Origin of the sequence: Hydrogenophaga sp. Root209 (genome assembly GCF_001428625.1) — a bacterium.
Lineage (GTDB): Bacteria > Pseudomonadota > Gammaproteobacteria > Burkholderiales > Burkholderiaceae_C > Hydrogenophaga.
On the sequence record NZ_LMIE01000012.1, the window covers coordinates 283,104 to 298,602 of the forward strand.

The following is a 15,499-nucleotide window of genomic DNA, read 5'->3' on the forward strand; positions in this document are numbered from 1 at the left end:
ATGCCGCCCCCCTCCCGCCGCAGGCGAGAGAGGGGGGAGACGCGAAGCGGCGCGGGGGGTGTTTCATCTCAGTTTCAGCGTGGAAAGACCCACCAGGCACAACAGCATGGTGATGATCCAGAAGCGCACCACGACCTGCGTTTCCTTCCAGCCCTTTTTCTCGAAGTGGTGGTGCAGCGGCGCCATCTGGAACAGCCGGCGGCCGGTGCCGTAGCGGCGCTTGGTGTACTTGAACCAGGCCACCTGCAGCATCACCGAGAGCGCTTCCACCACGAAGATGCCACCCATGATGGCCAGCACGATTTCCTGCCGCACGATGACGGCGATGGTGCCCAGCGCGCCACCGAGCGCGAGCGCGCCCACGTCACCCATGAACACCTGGGCCGGGTGGGTGTTGAACCACAGGAAGGCCAGACCCGCACCGGCCATGGCCGCGCAGAAGATCAACAGCTCGCCCGCGCCCGGGATGTGCGGCAGCAGCAGGTATTTCGCGAACACCACGTTGCCGGTGACGTAGGCGAACACGCCCAGGGCCGAGCCCACCATCACCACCGGCATGATGGCCAGGCCGTCAAGCCCGTCGGTGAGGTTCACCGCGTTGCTCGATCCGACGATGACGAGGTACGTCATGACCACGAAGCCGAACACGCCCAGCGGGTAACTGATCTCTTTGAAGAAGGGCACGAGCAGACCGGCCTGCGGCGGCAGGTCGAGCGTGAAGCCGGAAGACACCCAGGCAAAGAACAGCTGCAGCACACGCAGGTTGCTGGTCTCCGACACGCTGAACACCAGGTAGAACGCGGCGACCAGACCGATGATGGACTGCCACATGTACTTCTCGCGCGATCGCATGCCTTCGGGGTCCTTGTGCACCACCTTGCGCCAGTCGTCGACCCAGCCGATGGCGCCAAAGCCCAGCGTGACCAGCAACACGATCCACACGAAACGGTTGGACAGATCGAACCAGAGGATGGTGGACAACGCGATGGAGAACAGGATCAGCACCCCGCCCATGGTCGGGGTGCCGCCCTTGCTGATGTGGGTCTGCATCGCGTACTCGCGGATCGGCTGGCCGATCTTGAGCGCGGCGAGGCGACGGATGAAGAAAGGGCCCGCGCCCAGGCCGACCAGCAGTGCGGTCATGGCGGCCATGACCGCACGGAACGTGAGGTACTGAAACACCCGCAGGAAGCCGAAATCGGGCGACAGGCTTTGCAGCCACAGGGCCAGGCTAGGCAGCATGGGCGTTGTCCTTCTTGTTGTTGTGTTGTGTGGGATCGAGCGCCAGCAAGGCCTGCACCACGCGCTCGGTGCGCATGAAGCGCGAACCCTTGACCAGCACGCTCTGGTACACAGGGCGGTCGTCGCTCACGGCGGCGCACACCGCACCGGCCATGGCGGGCACTTCGTTCCAGTGCGTGACGGCGGGCCACACCTTGGCTGCCTGGCCCATCCAGTCACCGGCCACGTGCACCGCCTCGATGCCGCGTTGGCGCGCGTGGCGCAGCACCTCTTCGTGGAACGCGAGGCCTTGCTCACCCACCTCCCCCATGTCACCCAGCACCAGCAGGCGCGGCGCGGGCAGTTCGGCCAGCACGTCGATGGCCGCGCGCACCGAGTCCGGGTTCGCGTTGTAGGTGTCGTCGATCAAGGTGAGGGTGCGGCCGTCCAGATGCAGCGCCAGAGCGCGCGAGCGTCCGCCCACCGGCTCGAAGGCGTCGAGTCCGCGCACCACAGCGTCCAGCGTCACACCCGCTGCCAGCGCGCAGGCGGTGGCCGCCAGGGCGTTGCGCACGTTGTGCCGGCCGGCAATCTTCAGATGCACCGTGCCCTTGCCCGCGGGCGAGGTGAAACACAGCGTCCAGGCGCCGTCCTGCCATTCGGTCTTGAGCGCCATCACATCGGCAGCGGGGTCGGTGTCGCTGAAGGTCATCACGCGGCGGCCCGCGGCGAGACCACGCCACAACGGTGTGTACGTGTCGTCGGACGGGAACACGGCCACGCCTTCGCTCGCCAGCGACTGGATGACCTGACCGTTTTCAAGCGCCACGGCTTCCACCGTGGCCATGAATTCCTGGTGCTCGCGCTGTGCGTTGTTCACCAGGGCCACCGTGGGCAGCGCAATGGCGGCCAGTTCGGCGATTTCACCGGGATGGTTCATGCCCAACTCCACCACCGAGAGCTTGTGCGCCGCGCACAGGCGCAGCAGCGTGAGCGGCACACCGATGTCGTTGTTGAAATTGCCCTGCGTGGCGTGAGCAGCATCGCCCACCGCCGCACGCAGGATGAACGCGATCATCTGCGTCACGGTGGTCTTGCCGTTGCTGCCGGTCACGGCGATCAGCGGCAGATGGAACTGGCTGCGCCACAACCGGGCGAGCTCGCCGAGGGCGCGGCGCGTGTCGGGCACTTCCACACCGGGCAGGCCCGCCTGAGCCAGGCCACTGTGCGCGATGGCAGCCACGGCGCCCTGCGCTGCCGCCTGCGGCAGGAAGTCGTGCGCATCGAAACGCTCACCCTTGAGCGCGACGAACAGGTCGCCCGGCTGCAGGCTGCGCGTGTCGGTGTGCACGCGGGTGAACGTCACGTCGGGCTGGCCCACCACTCGGGCACCGGTGAGCTGAGGAAGCAACTGGCCGAGCGTCTTCATGCGTGTGCTCCCTGCGCTGCGCGCCGGGCCAGCGCCTGGCGTGCCTGAACGAGGTCGGAAAAGGGCGTCTTCACCCCCATCACGTCCTGATAATCCTCGTGGCCTTTGCCGGCGATCAGCACCACGTCGGATGCCTGGGCGCGCGCCACCGCCGTGGCGATGGCCGCGGCACGGTCGGGCTCGACCAGGGCAGCGCCGGCGTGGGAGAGGCCCGCGACCATCTGGCCCAGGATGCGGATCGGGTCTTCGCTGCGCGGGTTGTCACTGGTGAGCACGGCGTGGACGGCTTCGCGCTCGGCCACGGCGGCCATGAGCGGGCGCTTGCCGGCATCGCGGTCGCCACCGCAGCCCACCACCACCCACAGTGCACCGCCCCGTTGGGCCGCCAGGGGCTGGACGGCTTGCAATGCTTTTTCCAGCGCATCGGGCGTGTGCGCGTAGTCCACCAGCACCAGCGGCTGATCGATGGCGGCGGCCTCGGCCTGCTCCATGCGCCCGGGCACCGGTGTGAGCGCTCCGCAGGCCTTCACGGCTTGCTGCAGCGAGATGCCCACGCTGCGGGCTGCCGCGATCACGCACAGCAGGTTGGACACGTTGTAGCGGCCCACCAAAGGCACTTGCAAGGTGTGGCGCTCCACTTCGACACCCTGCAGGTCCCGCTCAACCACGCCGAAGGACATGCCGGCGCGGGTGAAGGTGATGTCTACGGCGTTCAGCCGGGCCGTTGAATCGATGCCCACGGTCCACAGGTCCAGCCCGCGTCCGTTCGCGCGAGCCGCCAGTTGCCCACCCCGGCCATCATCGGTGTTGACCACCGCTGCACCCAGACCAGGCCAGTCGAACAGCGCCGCCTTGGCCTCCCAGTAGGCGTCCATGCTGCCGTGGAAGTCGAGGTGGTCCTGGGTGAAATTGGTGAACACGGCCACGCGCACCTGGGTGGCGTTCAGGCGTCCTTCGATCAGGCCGATGGACGAGGCTTCAATCGCACAGGCCTTCACACCTTCGTCCACATACTGGCGCAACTGCTGCTGCAGCATCACCGGGTCGGGCGTGGTGAGACCTGTGGGCACTAAGGCCGAGCCCGGCTGACCCATGCCCAGGGTACCGACCACGGCGCAGGGCCGCGCGCAGACCGAGAGCAGCTGCGCGACCCACCAGGCGCACGAGGTCTTGCCGTTGGTGCCGGTGATGGCCAGCACGTCGAGCGCGGCGCTCGGGTGATCGCAAAACCCGCTGGCAATGGCGCCGGCCTGCGCTTTGAGGCCACGCACAGCCAGCACACGTTCATCCTCCAGCGCAAAAGCCTCGATACCATCCCGCTCGACCACAGCCGCCACGGCGCCAGACGCCAGGGCGCTGTGCACGAAGCGACGCCCGTCGGTGGCCGCACCGGGCCAGGCGACGAAACCATCACCCGGCTGCAAACGCCGGCTGTCGCAGTGCAGCGCGCCAGTCACGGTCGCGCGCAACCATGCAGCGACGTCCTGGGGCTGGTCCAGCGTCTTCATCAAAACGACTCCTCGACCACTTCGGTGACGATCTGCGGCTTCACGCTCATGTCCGGCTGCACGCCGAGGATGCGCAAGGTCTGCTGCACCGTTTCGCTGAACACGGGCGCTGCCACCAGACCACCGTAGTACTGACCGTTGGTGGGTTCGTCGACCATCACGGCCACCACAATGCGCGGGGCCTCCACCGGCGCCAGTCCCACGAAGAAGCTGCGGTACTTCTTGTCGGCGTAGCCCTTGCCTTCCTGTTTGCGCGCGGTGCCCGACTTGCCGCCCACCGAGTAGCCCATGGTCTGCGCACGCGAGCCGGTGCCGCCCGGGCCCGCCGCAAGCTGCAGCATGGCGCGCACGGCCACCGCGTTCTTCTCGCTGAACACGCGCACACCACCCACCGGCTCCTCGGCCTTCTGCAGCGTCACCGGTATCAGCTCGCCGTCGCGCGCGAAGATGGTGTAGGCCTGTGCCAGCTGGAACAAGGAGGCCGAGAGGCCGTAGCCGTAGCTCATGGTGGCCTGCTCGATCGGACGCCAGGACTTGTAGGGGCGCAGGCGGCCGGTCACGGCACCGGGAAATGGCACCTGGGGCTTCTGGCCGAAGCCGGCCTGGGCGTAGGTCTCCCACATTTCGCGCGGGCTCATCTGCATCGCCAGCTTGACCGTGCCCACGTTGCTCGACTTCTGGATGATCTGGGACACGGTCAGCACATCGTTGGGATGCGAATCGCTGATGGTGGAGCCGCCGATCGTGATGCGGCCGGGTGCCGTGTTGATCGGCGTGGTGGGCTTGACCAGCCCCTTGTCCAGCGCGAGTGCGGTGATGAACGGCTTCATGGTCGAACCGGGCTCGAAGCTGTCGGTGAGCACGCGGTTGCGCAACTGCTCGCCGCTGAGGTTCGTGCGCCGGTTGGGGTTGTAGCTGGGGTAGTTGGCCAGGGCGAGTACCTCGCCAGTCTGGGTGTCGAGCACCACCACGCTGCCCGCGCGCGCCTTGTGGGTCAGCACCGCTTCCTTGAGCTTCTGGTACGCGAAGTACTGCACCTTGCTGTCGATCGAGAGCTGCAGGTCGGGGCCGTCCACCGGCGGCACCACGGCGCGCACGTCTTCGACCACGCGACCCAGGCGGTCCTTGATGACGCGGCGCGAACCGTTCTTGCCCGAGAGTTGCTGGTTGAACGCCAGCTCCACGCCCTCCTGGCCCCGGTCTTCCACGTTGGTGAAGCCAACCACGTGCGCGGCCGCTTCACCCTCGGGGTATTGGCGCTTGTACTCACGGCGCTGGTAGACGCCCTTGATGCCCAGCGCGGCGATCTCCTTGGCCACCGGCTCGTCCACCTGGCGCTTGACCCACACGAAGGTCTTGTCGTCCACCAGCAGGCGCTTGCGCAGCTCGGCCAAAGGCATCTCCAGCAGCTTGGCCAGCTGGCGCAGCTTGGGATCGGCGCGGTCCACATCTTCAGGGATGGCCCAGATGCTTTGCGCGACCACGCTGGAGGCGAGGATCAAACCGTTGCGATCGAGCACGCGGCCCCGGTTGGCCGGCAGCTCCAGCGTGCGGGCAAAGCGGACCTCGCCCTGGCGCTGGAAAAAGTCGTTGCCAAACACCTGCACATACGCCGCACGGCCGCCAAGGCCTGCGAACGCCACCGCCAGCGCGGCGACGATGAACTTGCTGCGCCACACCGGCGTCTTGCTGGCCAGCAGCGGGCTGGCGCTGTAGTTGATGCTGCGGCTCATTTCGCGACCTCCGCAGGTGCTGCGGGCTCGAACACCGTCACGTACTGCGTGATCCCCGGCGTGACCGGGCGCATCTGCAGCTGGCGCGTGGCGAGCTGCTGCACCCGCGCCGGCGTGGCCTGAGCGCGCTTTTGCACCTGCAGTTGCTCGTGCTCGGCATCGAGCTTGCGCGACTGCGCCTGCGCCTTGTCGAGCGCGGCGTACAGACGGCGCGACTCGTACTGGGTGTGCACCAGGTAAAAGGCGCTGGCCACCACGGCCAGCAGCAGCACGAGGTTCAGCCTGATCATGCTGCGGCCTCGGTTCTTTCAGCCACGCGCATCACTGCGCTGCGCGAACGGGCATTGGCCTTCACCTCCTCGTCCGACGGCATCACACGCTTGAGACCGCGCAGCGCCATGGGCGCGGGTTCGGCAAACGGCACGCGGCGGTCCACCACGGCGCGCGAATGGCGCGCCATGAACTGCTTGACCATGCGGTCTTCGAGCGAGTGGAAGCTGATCACCACCAGATGTCCTCCGGGACGCAAGACGTGCAGGCTGGCCTCTAGCGCTTGTTGCAGCTCTTCAAGCTCGGCGTTGATGAAAATCCGAAAAGCCTGAAATGTGCGCGTTGCAGGGTCCTTGCCCGGCTCGCGGGTTTTGACCGCGCCAGCCACGACTTCGGCCAACTCGCGGGTGGTTCGAAAAGGGCCCCGTTCCTGTCGGCGACGATCAATCGCCTTTGCAATCGGTTGAGCAAACCGTTCTTCGCCATATTCACGGATGACCTCCGACAGGGTTGAAACATCGGCTGTTTCCAGCCACTGAGCCACGCTCTGGCCGCGCGTGGTGTCCATGCGCATGTCCAGAGGACCATCGTGGCGAAAAGAAAAACCCCTCTCGGGGTCGTCGATCTGCGGCGAACTCACGCCGAGGTCCATGAGCACACCGTCCACGCTGGCCGCCCCCAGTTCGCCCAGGTGCGAAAAACCCTCGTGGCGGATGTCCAGGCGCACATCGCTGGCAGCCAGCGCCTGCGCAGCCGCCACGGCTTGGGGATCCTTGTCGAAGACGGTCAGCCGCCCTTGACGGGACAGCTGCTCGAGAATCAATCGGGAGTGGCCGCCGCGTCCGAAGGTGGCGTCGACGTAGTGACCGTCCGGGTTGATCGCCAGTGCTTGCACGGCTTCGTTCAACAGGACGGTGTGGTGAATCCATGTGCCTTGCACCATCACCCTTAGAAAGAGAAGTCCTTGAAGACATCGGGCATGTCGGCCTTCATGGCTTCGGCTTCCTGGGCGGCGTAGACCTGCGCATCCCACAACTCGAAATAGGCGCCCATGCCGAGCAGCACCACGTCCTTGCTGATGCCGGCCGCCGCGCGCAGCTCGGGCGAGACCAGCACGCGACCGGTGCCATCCATCTCCACGTCCATGGCATTGCCGAGGAAGATGCGCTTCCACCACTGCGCCTGCATGGGCAGCGAGGCGATGCGATCGCGGAACTGCTCCCACGCGGTGCGCGGGAAAATCATCAGGCAGCCGTGGGGGTGTTTGGTGATGGTGAGCTGGCTCGCACCCGCGCTCAGGACGTCACGGTGCCGGGTGGGCACCGAGAGCCGACCCTTGGCATCGAGACTGAGAGAAGAAGCACCCTGAAACACCGCGATCAATCCTTGGAAAACACTTTTCACCACTTAAATGCACTTTTTTCCACTTTATCAGGAAAACCAAGGCGTGCAACTCAGCGGAGACAAATTTTTTCCAATGAAATCAACCACTTAGGATCGATTTTTAAGCTCATGGCGAGCCAAAAATGCATTAAAAGCAAGCACTTACAACCGGCTTTGCATGTGAAGCTTCAAAACCCTGCCGCGTCCGGGGTCGTCGAGACGGGCGTGGGGATCGGCATGGGCCGACCAACGGCATGCGTCGGTGGCCGTCGGCGCCAACGGGCCGGCGAGCGGCCCGCGACGGTCAGAGGATGTAGCGCGAGAGGTCTTCGTTGCGGCTGAGTGCGGCCAGGCGCCCATTCACATAGGCCGCATCGATGGTGATGGTCTGCCCCTGCAACTTGGTGGCATCAAAGCTCACTTCGTCGAGCAGGTGCTCCATCACCGTGGCCAAGCGGCGCGCGCCGATGTTCTCGGTGCGCTCGTTCACGTCGCAGGCGATCTGCGCCAGCTGACGGATGCCGTCGGGTGAGAACTCGAGCGTGACGCCTTCGGTGGCCAGCAACGCCTGGTACTGACGCACCAGCGAAGCATGGGTCTGGATGAGGATGGCCTCGAAGTCGTCAACCGAGAGCGACTGCAGCTCGACGCGGATGGGAAAGCGGCCCTGCAGTTCGGGAATCAGATCGCTCGGCTTGCTCAGGTGGAAAGCGCCGCTGGCGATGAAGAGGATGTGGTCGGTCTTGATCACACCGTATTTGGTGGTCACCGTCGTGCCTTCCACCAGGGGCAGCAGGTCGCGCTGCACGCCCTGACGCGACACCTCGGCGCTGCCGGAGTCGTTGCGCGAGGTCACCTTGTCGATCTCGTCAATGAACACGATGCCGTTTTGCTCCGCGTTGTGCAGCGCACGCGTCTTGATCTCGTCTTCGTTGACCAGCTTGCCCGCCTCTTCGTCAATCAGCAGCCTCATGGCCTCGGCGATCCTGAGTTTGCGGGTCTGGCGTTTGCCGGCACCGATCTGGCTGAACATGCCGCGCAGTTGCTCGGCCATGTCCTCCATACCGGCCGGACCCATGATCTCCATGGTCGGGCGCGGCTCCAGCAAATCGATCTCGATTTCGCGATCGTTCAAGTCGCCTTCGCGCAGCTTCTTGCGGAAGTTCTGCCGGGCCGTGCTCTCGGGCAGCGGCACCACGTTGGTCACCGGCTCTGCGCTGCGGGCCGGTGGGATCAGGATGTCGAGGATGCGGTCTTCGGCAGCGTCCTCGGCACGCACGCGCTGCTTGCGCATTTCGACCTCGCGCGTCTGTTTGATCGCGATCTCGGCGAGGTCGCGGATGATGCTGTCCACATCCTTGCCCACATAGCCCACTTCGGTGAACTTGGTGGCCTCGACCTTGATGAAGGGCGCATCGGCCAGGCGGGCAAGGCGGCGCGCGATCTCGGTCTTGCCCACGCCAGTGGGGCCGATCATCAGGATGTTCTTGGGCGTGATCTCGGGCCGCAGTTTTTCGTCGACCTGCTGGCGCCGCCAGCGGTTGCGCAATGCAATGGCCACCGCACGCTTGGCACCCTTCTGACCAATGATGAAACGGTCGAGTTCGGAAACGATTTCCTGGGGAGTCATGGAAGACATGTGAGGCTCAGTCCAACGTTTCGATCGTGTGGTTCATGTTCGTGTAAATGCACAACTCGCCGGCAATCCCCAGCGACTTGCGCACCACCTCTTCGGCACTGAGATCGGTGTGGTCAAGGAGGGCCTTGGCCGCGGCCTGCGCATAGGCGCCACCCGACCCGATGGCCACAATGCCGTGCTCGGGCTCCAGCACATCACCGTTGCCGGTGATGATCAACGAGGCACTGTGGTCGGCCACGGCGAGCATGGCCTCCAGGCGACGCAGCACACGGTCGGTACGCCAGTCGCGCGTGAGCTCGATGGCCGCGCGCACCAAATGGCCCTGGTGCTTCTCCAGCTTGGCTTCGAAACGCTCGAACAGCGTGAAGGCATCTGCCGTTGCGCCGGCAAAACCGGCCAGCACCTTGTCGTGGTGCAGCTTGCGCACCTTGCGTGCCGTGCCCTTGACAATGATGTTGCCCAGCGTGACCTGCCCGTCCCCACCGATGGCGACCTGCACACCAGAGGATGTCTGGCGGCGCACACAGATGATGGTGGTTCCGTGAAATGATTCCATGGCATTCAGTTGGGGTTGATCGGGAGCCATGCAACAGCACCCGGCATCGTTGTTTGAAACAACGTGTAGGACCCGCGCAGCGCGGATCAGTCGTTGCGGACCACGACCTTGGCGTATTCGGTGATGCCGATCACGTGAAAAAATGCCGACACCAGACGGTGGGCATCCACGAACTGCACCAGCCGGCGTTCAGCGTGGTGCTGAGACACCCAGTTGAGCAAAGTGCCCGCAGCAGAAAAGTCCACCCGAATCAGGTTGCGACAGGAAATGATCAACACATCGGCGCCCATCAGGCGGCGCTCAAGCATGTCCAGGGTGGCTTGTGGGTCGCCACGGATCTCACCCGAGAGCTCCACCAGGCCGAGCTGGTTGAACTCGGATGGTTGACCTTCCAACACCGATTCGCCGGGATAAGCAGAAGGCACCGACTCCAGCACGGCTTCGCTCAGGACGGACTGTCCTGCGTCTTCGGGTCGATCGGCCGCAATGGACGTGACGTGGCAGCGCGGACGTTCCCAACCCGGTGGTGACACTTCGTAGGTCACGCAAAAATCCAGCGCTGTCAGCTCGAATTCGTCCGGCCGGTTCATGACCCGAAGCACGGCCATGCGCAGTTCCCACCAGAGCTGCTCGACATCCCGACGACCCGATGGGGTGAAGTGCTTGAGCAGATCGCGGAACACGGCCGAACCCAGAAATCGCAGTTCGACGTCTTGATCACCCCAGAGCGTGAAGATACCGAGCAGGGCACGTGCTGCCTTGAGGTCCATGGACTCCATCGGCGTCCAGTCGATCACCCAGGGTTGTTTGGCGCGCAGCAACACGTTTTGCAAGGTGCCCACCGCATGGGCGTCGAGTTCGGCCTCGCTGACCCAGACCGCCCGGTTGTTGCTGGCTGTGGGTGTGAAGGTCTTGCCAGTCATGGAAGACACCGTTTCGGGCATGTCGTACCACTGAGGGGCGGACCGGTTGAAGCGGTTGGCAAAGTCGACCGCGCGGCTCTCGAAGGGAGCCAGCTGACCCGTGGCCCGGTACAGATCGAACAGGGCGAGCCAGTCGTCGATCTGGTCGACTTTCGAACCGCCTTCACCCAACACGTCCCTGAGCCCTTGCTCGGCGCCAGCGTCGTCGCCGTTGGCAAACCGGATCGCGGCTTCTTCGACATCCGGATCCTGCACGATTTCCTGGACGTCGAGCGAATAGAAATGGGACGCGGAGAAACCACCCCCGCGAGAATTCGAACTGGAGAGTTCGCTGGGCTGTGTTGGCGCCATCAAGCCGGTGCGCGTCGGGCTGGCGGGGGTGGTCTTGCCGAACTCGACCATGTCTCGCGCATTGGCGGCCGGATTGCGTGTGTCCAGCGGATCGATCGCCGCCAGAGAGGCGGGTACGTTCGCCGCAACAGGCAGCGGGGCAGGCTCGGTCTCGTCGTACTGCGCCTTGCGTTGTCGGGCCACGGCATCGGGCGCAGCGCCCACAACCGGCGTGTCTTCCTTGTTCTTGAGCGGCGTGCCGCCGGTGCTGTGGGCACCGGTATTGAGACTGGACCCGGTGCTGACCAAGGAATCCGGGCCCTTCGTCTTCCACCACTGCATCGACATCTGGGCTTCGATTTCGTCGATCTTCTTCAGCGTTTCGGCACGATCGTCCGGCTTGGAGGGCAGGCTGCTCTGGAAAAAAGAAGGTCGCATGCCGGGACCTTCGGGGCTCGTGCCCTCGCGGCTGCGAATCTTGCGCAACATATCGAACTCGCGCTTGCGCACAAAGTCGTTGCGCCGCTTGCGCTCGATCATCTCCTTGAGCGCGGCCTTGCTGTATTCACTTTCGCGATCGGCCTGACGGGTGTCCAGATCGGCCCAGCTCGTGGTCGGATGGCGCACGAACTTCACCACCTTGGAGAGGAAGCCGCCGTTGGAATCGTCCTTGGACATGGGTCAGGAGTTGCCGGAAATGAATCGGGATCGGGCTCGGTGGAAGACGCTCAATCTCCGAACATTTTCTGCTTGAGCTCGCGCCGCTGCTGGGCTTCAAGGGAAAGGCTGGCAGTCGGGCGGGCCATCAGGCGACCAACACCGATGGGCTCACCGGTCTCTTCGCAATAACCGTAGTCACCGGAGTCGATGCGCACGATCGCCTGCTCGATCTTCTTGAGCAGCTTGCGCTCGCGGTCGCGGGTGCGCAACTCCAGGGCGTGCTCTTCTTCGATGGTGGCACGGTCAGCTGGATCGGGCACCACCACGGTGTCTTCACGCAGGTGCTCTGTGGTCTCGCCCGCATTGGCCAGCATGTCGGCCTTGAGCTGCGACAGCTTGCGGCGGAAATAGGCCAGCTGCAGGTCGCTCATGTATTCGCTGTCGGGCATGGCCTGTACATCCTGATCGGTCAATTGATCGGCAGGCAGGGTTTTCCAGTTGTTGGCCCGCTTGGGGTCCTTCTGGATGGATGAGGGGACGGGAGGGGTCATGACGGCACGTTCGTTCATATGAGAAAAAGTCGCCTTGGCGGCATCGGGTGCGTGGGTCGGCACCACCGCAGCCTGGGTCATCTGCTCCATCATGACTTTTTTCGCGGCCCGCTTGCCCAATGGGCGAGGTGTGGGCTCAACAACCACAGGGGCAGACGCCGGGGCACGCTTGGCGCTGGCAGCTTTGGAGACAGGAGCGGCGGACGCCGCCCGGGGAGCAGAAGAAGTCACGGTGGGGACAGCCGCCTTGGCGGCGGGCTGTGCCTTGGATTTGGCGGTACTCGCCGGAATGGGCTTGACCGCGGGTGTGCGGGAAGGCGTGGGCTTGCTCGCAACAGCGGGCTTGCCCACTGGCTTGGATGCGGCTTTCGCGGGGGGCGAAGCGGTTTTCTTGGACGGCGCGGGTACTTTCGATGAAACAGCTGCCTTGGCCACTGGTTTGGAGGTGGCCTTCGCAGGCAGCTTGGCCGCTGTTTTCACAACGGGCTTGGAGGACGCCTTCGGCACCGCTTTCGCCGCCACCTTGGCAGCCGGCTTCCCGGCGCTCTTGGCTGCGGGTTTGCGCGCCGCAGACACCACGGCCTTGGCCGCCGACGTACGCCCCTTCGTGCCCGAAGCGGCGGGCTTGGCTGATTTCGCTGACTTGGTAGCCGGGGCTTTCACAACGGGTCTCCTCTCAGTGCCTGACGGTGCTAGATCCGGGTGCGGTGTGCGGGGTTGGGCCGCATCAACCTGTGTCGGCGTGGCCGACGGATGCGTGGTTATACCCTTACCGGGACCGGGATTCAGCCGTGGGCGAACACCAGTTGTGGAAGACCGCCGGGCCACCGGCATGGGGCGCGATTGTAACGAGATGGCGGCGGCGCTCCCGGAATCCGGTCGGGAGGGGAAACCCAGGCGTTGGAGAAGCGAGACAAACAGCACGGTTGCGCCGGCGTCAGACCAGGCTCTGGTCCAGGCCCTGCACCAGGATGTCGCGCGGCAGATCGATGCCGATGAACACCATCTTGCTGGTGCGCTGCTCGCCTTCGGCCCACGGTGGGCCGAGATCGCTGCCCATCAGTTGGTGCACACCCTGGAAAATCACCTTGCGGTCTGTGCCCTCCAGATCGAGCACGCCCTTGTAGCGCAGCATGCGCGGGCCATACACCTGCACGATGGCGCCCAGGAAGTCTTCCAGCTTGGCGGGGTTGAACGGACGGGTGGCGCGGTAGACGAAGCTCTTCACATCGTCGTCATGGTGATGGTGGTGACCCGGCCCTTCGTGGCCATGATCGTGATCGTGTTGGTGAGACGGATGATCGCAATGCTCGCCATGCGCATGGTCGTGGTCTTCGTGACCATGATCGTGCTCGTCGGTCTTGAGGAAATCGGGGTCGATGTCGAGCTTGGCGTTGAGGTTGAAGCCCCGCAGGTCGAACACCTCCTTGAGCGCTACCTCGCCGAAATGCACCGGGCGCATGGGGGCGCGCGGGTTCATGTGCTTGAGGCGGTGCGTCAGCGCGTCGAGGTCTTCGGCGCTCACGAGGTCGGCCTTGCTGATGAATATCTGGTCGGCAAAGCCCACCTGGCGGCGCGCTTCCTGGCGGTCATTGAGTTGCTCGGCCGCGTGCTTGGCGTCCACCAGCGTGAGGATGGAGTCCAGCAGGTACTGCTCGGCCACCTCGTCGTCCATGAAGAAGGTTTGCGCCACCGGGCCGGGGTCGGCCAGGCCGGTGGTCTCGATCACCACACGATCAAAATCCAGCTCGCCTTTGCGCTTCTTCTCCGCCAGGTCGTGCAGCGTGGCGCGCAGGTCGTCACGGATGGTGCAGCAGATGCAGCCATTGCTCATCTGGATGATGTTTTCGGTGGTGTCGGCCACCAGGATCTCGTTGTCGATGTTCTCCTCACCGAACTCGTTTTCGATCACCGCAATCTTCTGGCCATGGGCCTCGCTGAGCACGCGCTTGAGCAGCGTGGTTTTGCCAGAGCCAAGGAAACCGGTGAGGATGGTGGCGGGGATGAGGGACATGGCGGGCGCGACGGTGTCGGAGGTGGGCAAACGGAAGAAGCGCGCAAGTGTATGCGAGCCCTCCAAGACATGCACACCCTACTGCTTTTTCATGACGATCAGACCCTTGAGGTACTCGCCCTCGGGGAAGTTCACCGTCATGGGATGGTCGCTGGCGCCACCCAGGCGCTGCAGGATTGCACCATCCACACCGGCATCGAGCCCGGCAGAAGCCACGATCTTGTGGAACAGCTCCACCCCGATGCCGCCCGAGCAGGAAAAGGTGAACAGCACGCCGCCGGGTGTGAGCAGTTTGAAGGCCAGGCGGTTGATGTCCTTGTAGGCACGGGCGGCGCGCTCGGCGTGCGCCACGGTGGGGGCGAGTTTGGGCGGGTCGAGCACGATGGCGTCGAACTGGCGTCCTTCGGCCACGAACTGGCGCAGCGAGGCGTTCACGTCGGCGTCCATGAAGCTGGCGCGTGACGCGTCGAAGCCGTTGAGCGCCACGTTGGCGGCGGCCTGCTGCAAGGCGGGCGCCGACGAATCGATGGAGGTGACGTGCCCCGCCCCGCCCGCCAGCGCGGCCACAGTAAATCCGCCGGTGTAGCTGTAGCAGTTGAGCACCTGTTTGAACTGCAGGCGCCTGGCGTACTGGCTGCAGGCCAGCCGGCTGTCGCGCTGGTCCAGATAGAAGCCGGTCTTGTGGCCTTGGGCGATGTCCAGTCCGAGTTGCCAGCCGTGTTCGCGCACAACCAGCGCGGTGGGGCCGGTACCGCGCAGCCAGCCGGTGGCTTCGGGCAGGCCTTCGAGCTTGCGGCTGCTGGTGTCGGAGCGCTCGTACAGGCGCGGACATCCGGTGAGTTCGATCAGCGCATCGGCGATCACCGCCTTGTGGCGCTCCACACCGCAGGCGGTGAACTGGGCCACCAGCGTGTCACCATAACGATCCACGATGAGACCGGGCACGCCGTCGGACTCGCCGTGCACGAGCCGCACGCCATCGCTCTCGATGCCCAGTCTCGTGCGCAATGCAATGGCCCGTGCGAGGGTGGCGCGCAGGAAGTCGGCGTCGATGCGCTGGGTTTCGTCGAAGCTCCAGGCACGCACCCGGATGCGTGATTCGGGCGAGAAAGCGCCCCAGGCGAGGAACTGCCCCTCGGCGCTCTCCACACGCACGGTTTCGCCGGCATCGCCACCACCTTTGGCAATGGCGCCGTCGAACACCCAGGGGTGACGACGCAGGAGGGAACGGTCTTTGCCGGGCTTGAGGCGGATGGTTTTCATGCCGGTATTGTCGGCCCCC

The 15,499-nt window shown here is 64.9% G+C and carries 13 protein-coding genes; all 13 read right to left on the reverse strand.

Features of this window, described 5'->3' with window-relative positions:
- Nucleotides 1-63 precede the first annotated feature (63 nt).
- Nucleotides 64-1,242: a phospho-N-acetylmuramoyl-pentapeptide-transferase gene (gene mraY / locus ASE11_RS10130; protein WP_056270042.1), complete on the reverse strand. Its 1,179-nt coding sequence runs from the start codon at nucleotides 1,240-1,242 to the stop codon at nucleotides 64-66.
- Nucleotides 1,232-2,650: a UDP-N-acetylmuramoyl-tripeptide--D-alanyl-D-alanine ligase gene (locus ASE11_RS10135; protein WP_056270044.1), complete on the reverse strand. Its 1,419-nt coding sequence runs from the start codon at nucleotides 2,648-2,650 to the stop codon at nucleotides 1,232-1,234. Before ASE11_RS10135 ends, mraY begins: the two co-directional genes overlap by 11 nt.
- Nucleotides 2,647-4,158: a UDP-N-acetylmuramoyl-L-alanyl-D-glutamate--2,6-diaminopimelate ligase gene (locus ASE11_RS10140; protein ID WP_056270047.1), complete on the reverse strand. Its 1,512-nt coding sequence runs from the start codon at nucleotides 4,156-4,158 to the stop codon at nucleotides 2,647-2,649. Before ASE11_RS10140 ends, ASE11_RS10135 begins: the two co-directional genes overlap by 4 nt.
- Nucleotides 4,158-5,891: a peptidoglycan D,D-transpeptidase FtsI family protein gene (locus tag ASE11_RS10145; protein WP_056270051.1), complete on the reverse strand. Its 1,734-nt coding sequence runs from the start codon at nucleotides 5,889-5,891 to the stop codon at nucleotides 4,158-4,160. Before ASE11_RS10145 ends, ASE11_RS10140 begins: the two co-directional genes overlap by 1 nt.
- Nucleotides 5,888-6,181 carry a cell division protein FtsL gene (gene ftsL, locus ASE11_RS10150; RefSeq protein ID WP_056270054.1) on the reverse strand — a complete coding sequence of 98 codons (294 nt, stop codon included), beginning with the start codon at nucleotides 6,179-6,181 and terminating at the stop codon, nucleotides 5,888-5,890. The genes ASE11_RS10145 and ftsL overlap by 4 nt, the downstream gene beginning before the upstream one ends.
- Nucleotides 6,178-7,104, reverse strand: a complete 927-nt coding sequence (rsmH, locus tag ASE11_RS10155; protein ID WP_056270058.1) for a 16S rRNA (cytosine(1402)-N(4))-methyltransferase RsmH — start codon at nucleotides 7,102-7,104, stop codon at nucleotides 6,178-6,180. The genes ftsL and rsmH overlap by 4 nt, the downstream gene beginning before the upstream one ends.
- Before the next feature lie 5 nt (nucleotides 7,105-7,109).
- The gene (gene mraZ, locus ASE11_RS10160) at nucleotides 7,110-7,535 is read right to left on the reverse strand and encodes a division/cell wall cluster transcriptional repressor MraZ (RefSeq protein ID WP_056270695.1); all 426 of its coding nucleotides are present in this window, start codon (nucleotides 7,533-7,535) and stop codon (nucleotides 7,110-7,112) included.
- A 313-nt stretch (nucleotides 7,536-7,848) separates the two neighbouring features.
- Nucleotides 7,849-9,183 (reverse strand): ATP-dependent protease ATPase subunit HslU, encoded by a 1,335-nt coding sequence (hslU, locus tag ASE11_RS10165; RefSeq protein ID WP_056270061.1) that lies wholly within the window; start codon nucleotides 9,181-9,183, stop codon nucleotides 7,849-7,851.
- 7 nt (nucleotides 9,184-9,190) lie between these two features.
- The gene (gene hslV, locus ASE11_RS10170) at nucleotides 9,191-9,739 is read right to left on the reverse strand and encodes an ATP-dependent protease subunit HslV (RefSeq protein ID WP_056270700.1); all 549 of its coding nucleotides are present in this window, start codon (nucleotides 9,737-9,739) and stop codon (nucleotides 9,191-9,193) included.
- 86 nt (nucleotides 9,740-9,825) lie between these two features.
- Entirely contained in the window at nucleotides 9,826-11,670 is a 1,845-nt protein-coding gene (locus tag ASE11_RS10175; RefSeq protein WP_056270063.1) for an STAS domain-containing protein, read from the reverse strand.
- Between the two features lie 50 nt (nucleotides 11,671-11,720).
- Nucleotides 11,721-12,494 (reverse strand): RNA polymerase-binding protein DksA, encoded by a 774-nt coding sequence (dksA, locus tag ASE11_RS27085; protein ID WP_414842445.1) that lies wholly within the window; start codon nucleotides 12,492-12,494, stop codon nucleotides 11,721-11,723.
- 646 nt (nucleotides 12,495-13,140) lie between these two features.
- On the reverse strand, nucleotides 13,141-14,217 hold the full coding sequence (locus ASE11_RS10185; RefSeq protein ID WP_056270706.1) for a CobW family GTP-binding protein: 1,077 nt from the start codon (nucleotides 14,215-14,217) through the stop codon (nucleotides 13,141-13,143).
- Nucleotides 14,218-14,295: 78 nt separating this feature from the next.
- Nucleotides 14,296-15,480: a class I SAM-dependent rRNA methyltransferase gene (locus ASE11_RS10190; RefSeq protein WP_056270066.1), complete on the reverse strand. Its 1,185-nt coding sequence runs from the start codon at nucleotides 15,478-15,480 to the stop codon at nucleotides 14,296-14,298.
- Nucleotides 15,481-15,499: the final 19 nt, after the last annotated feature.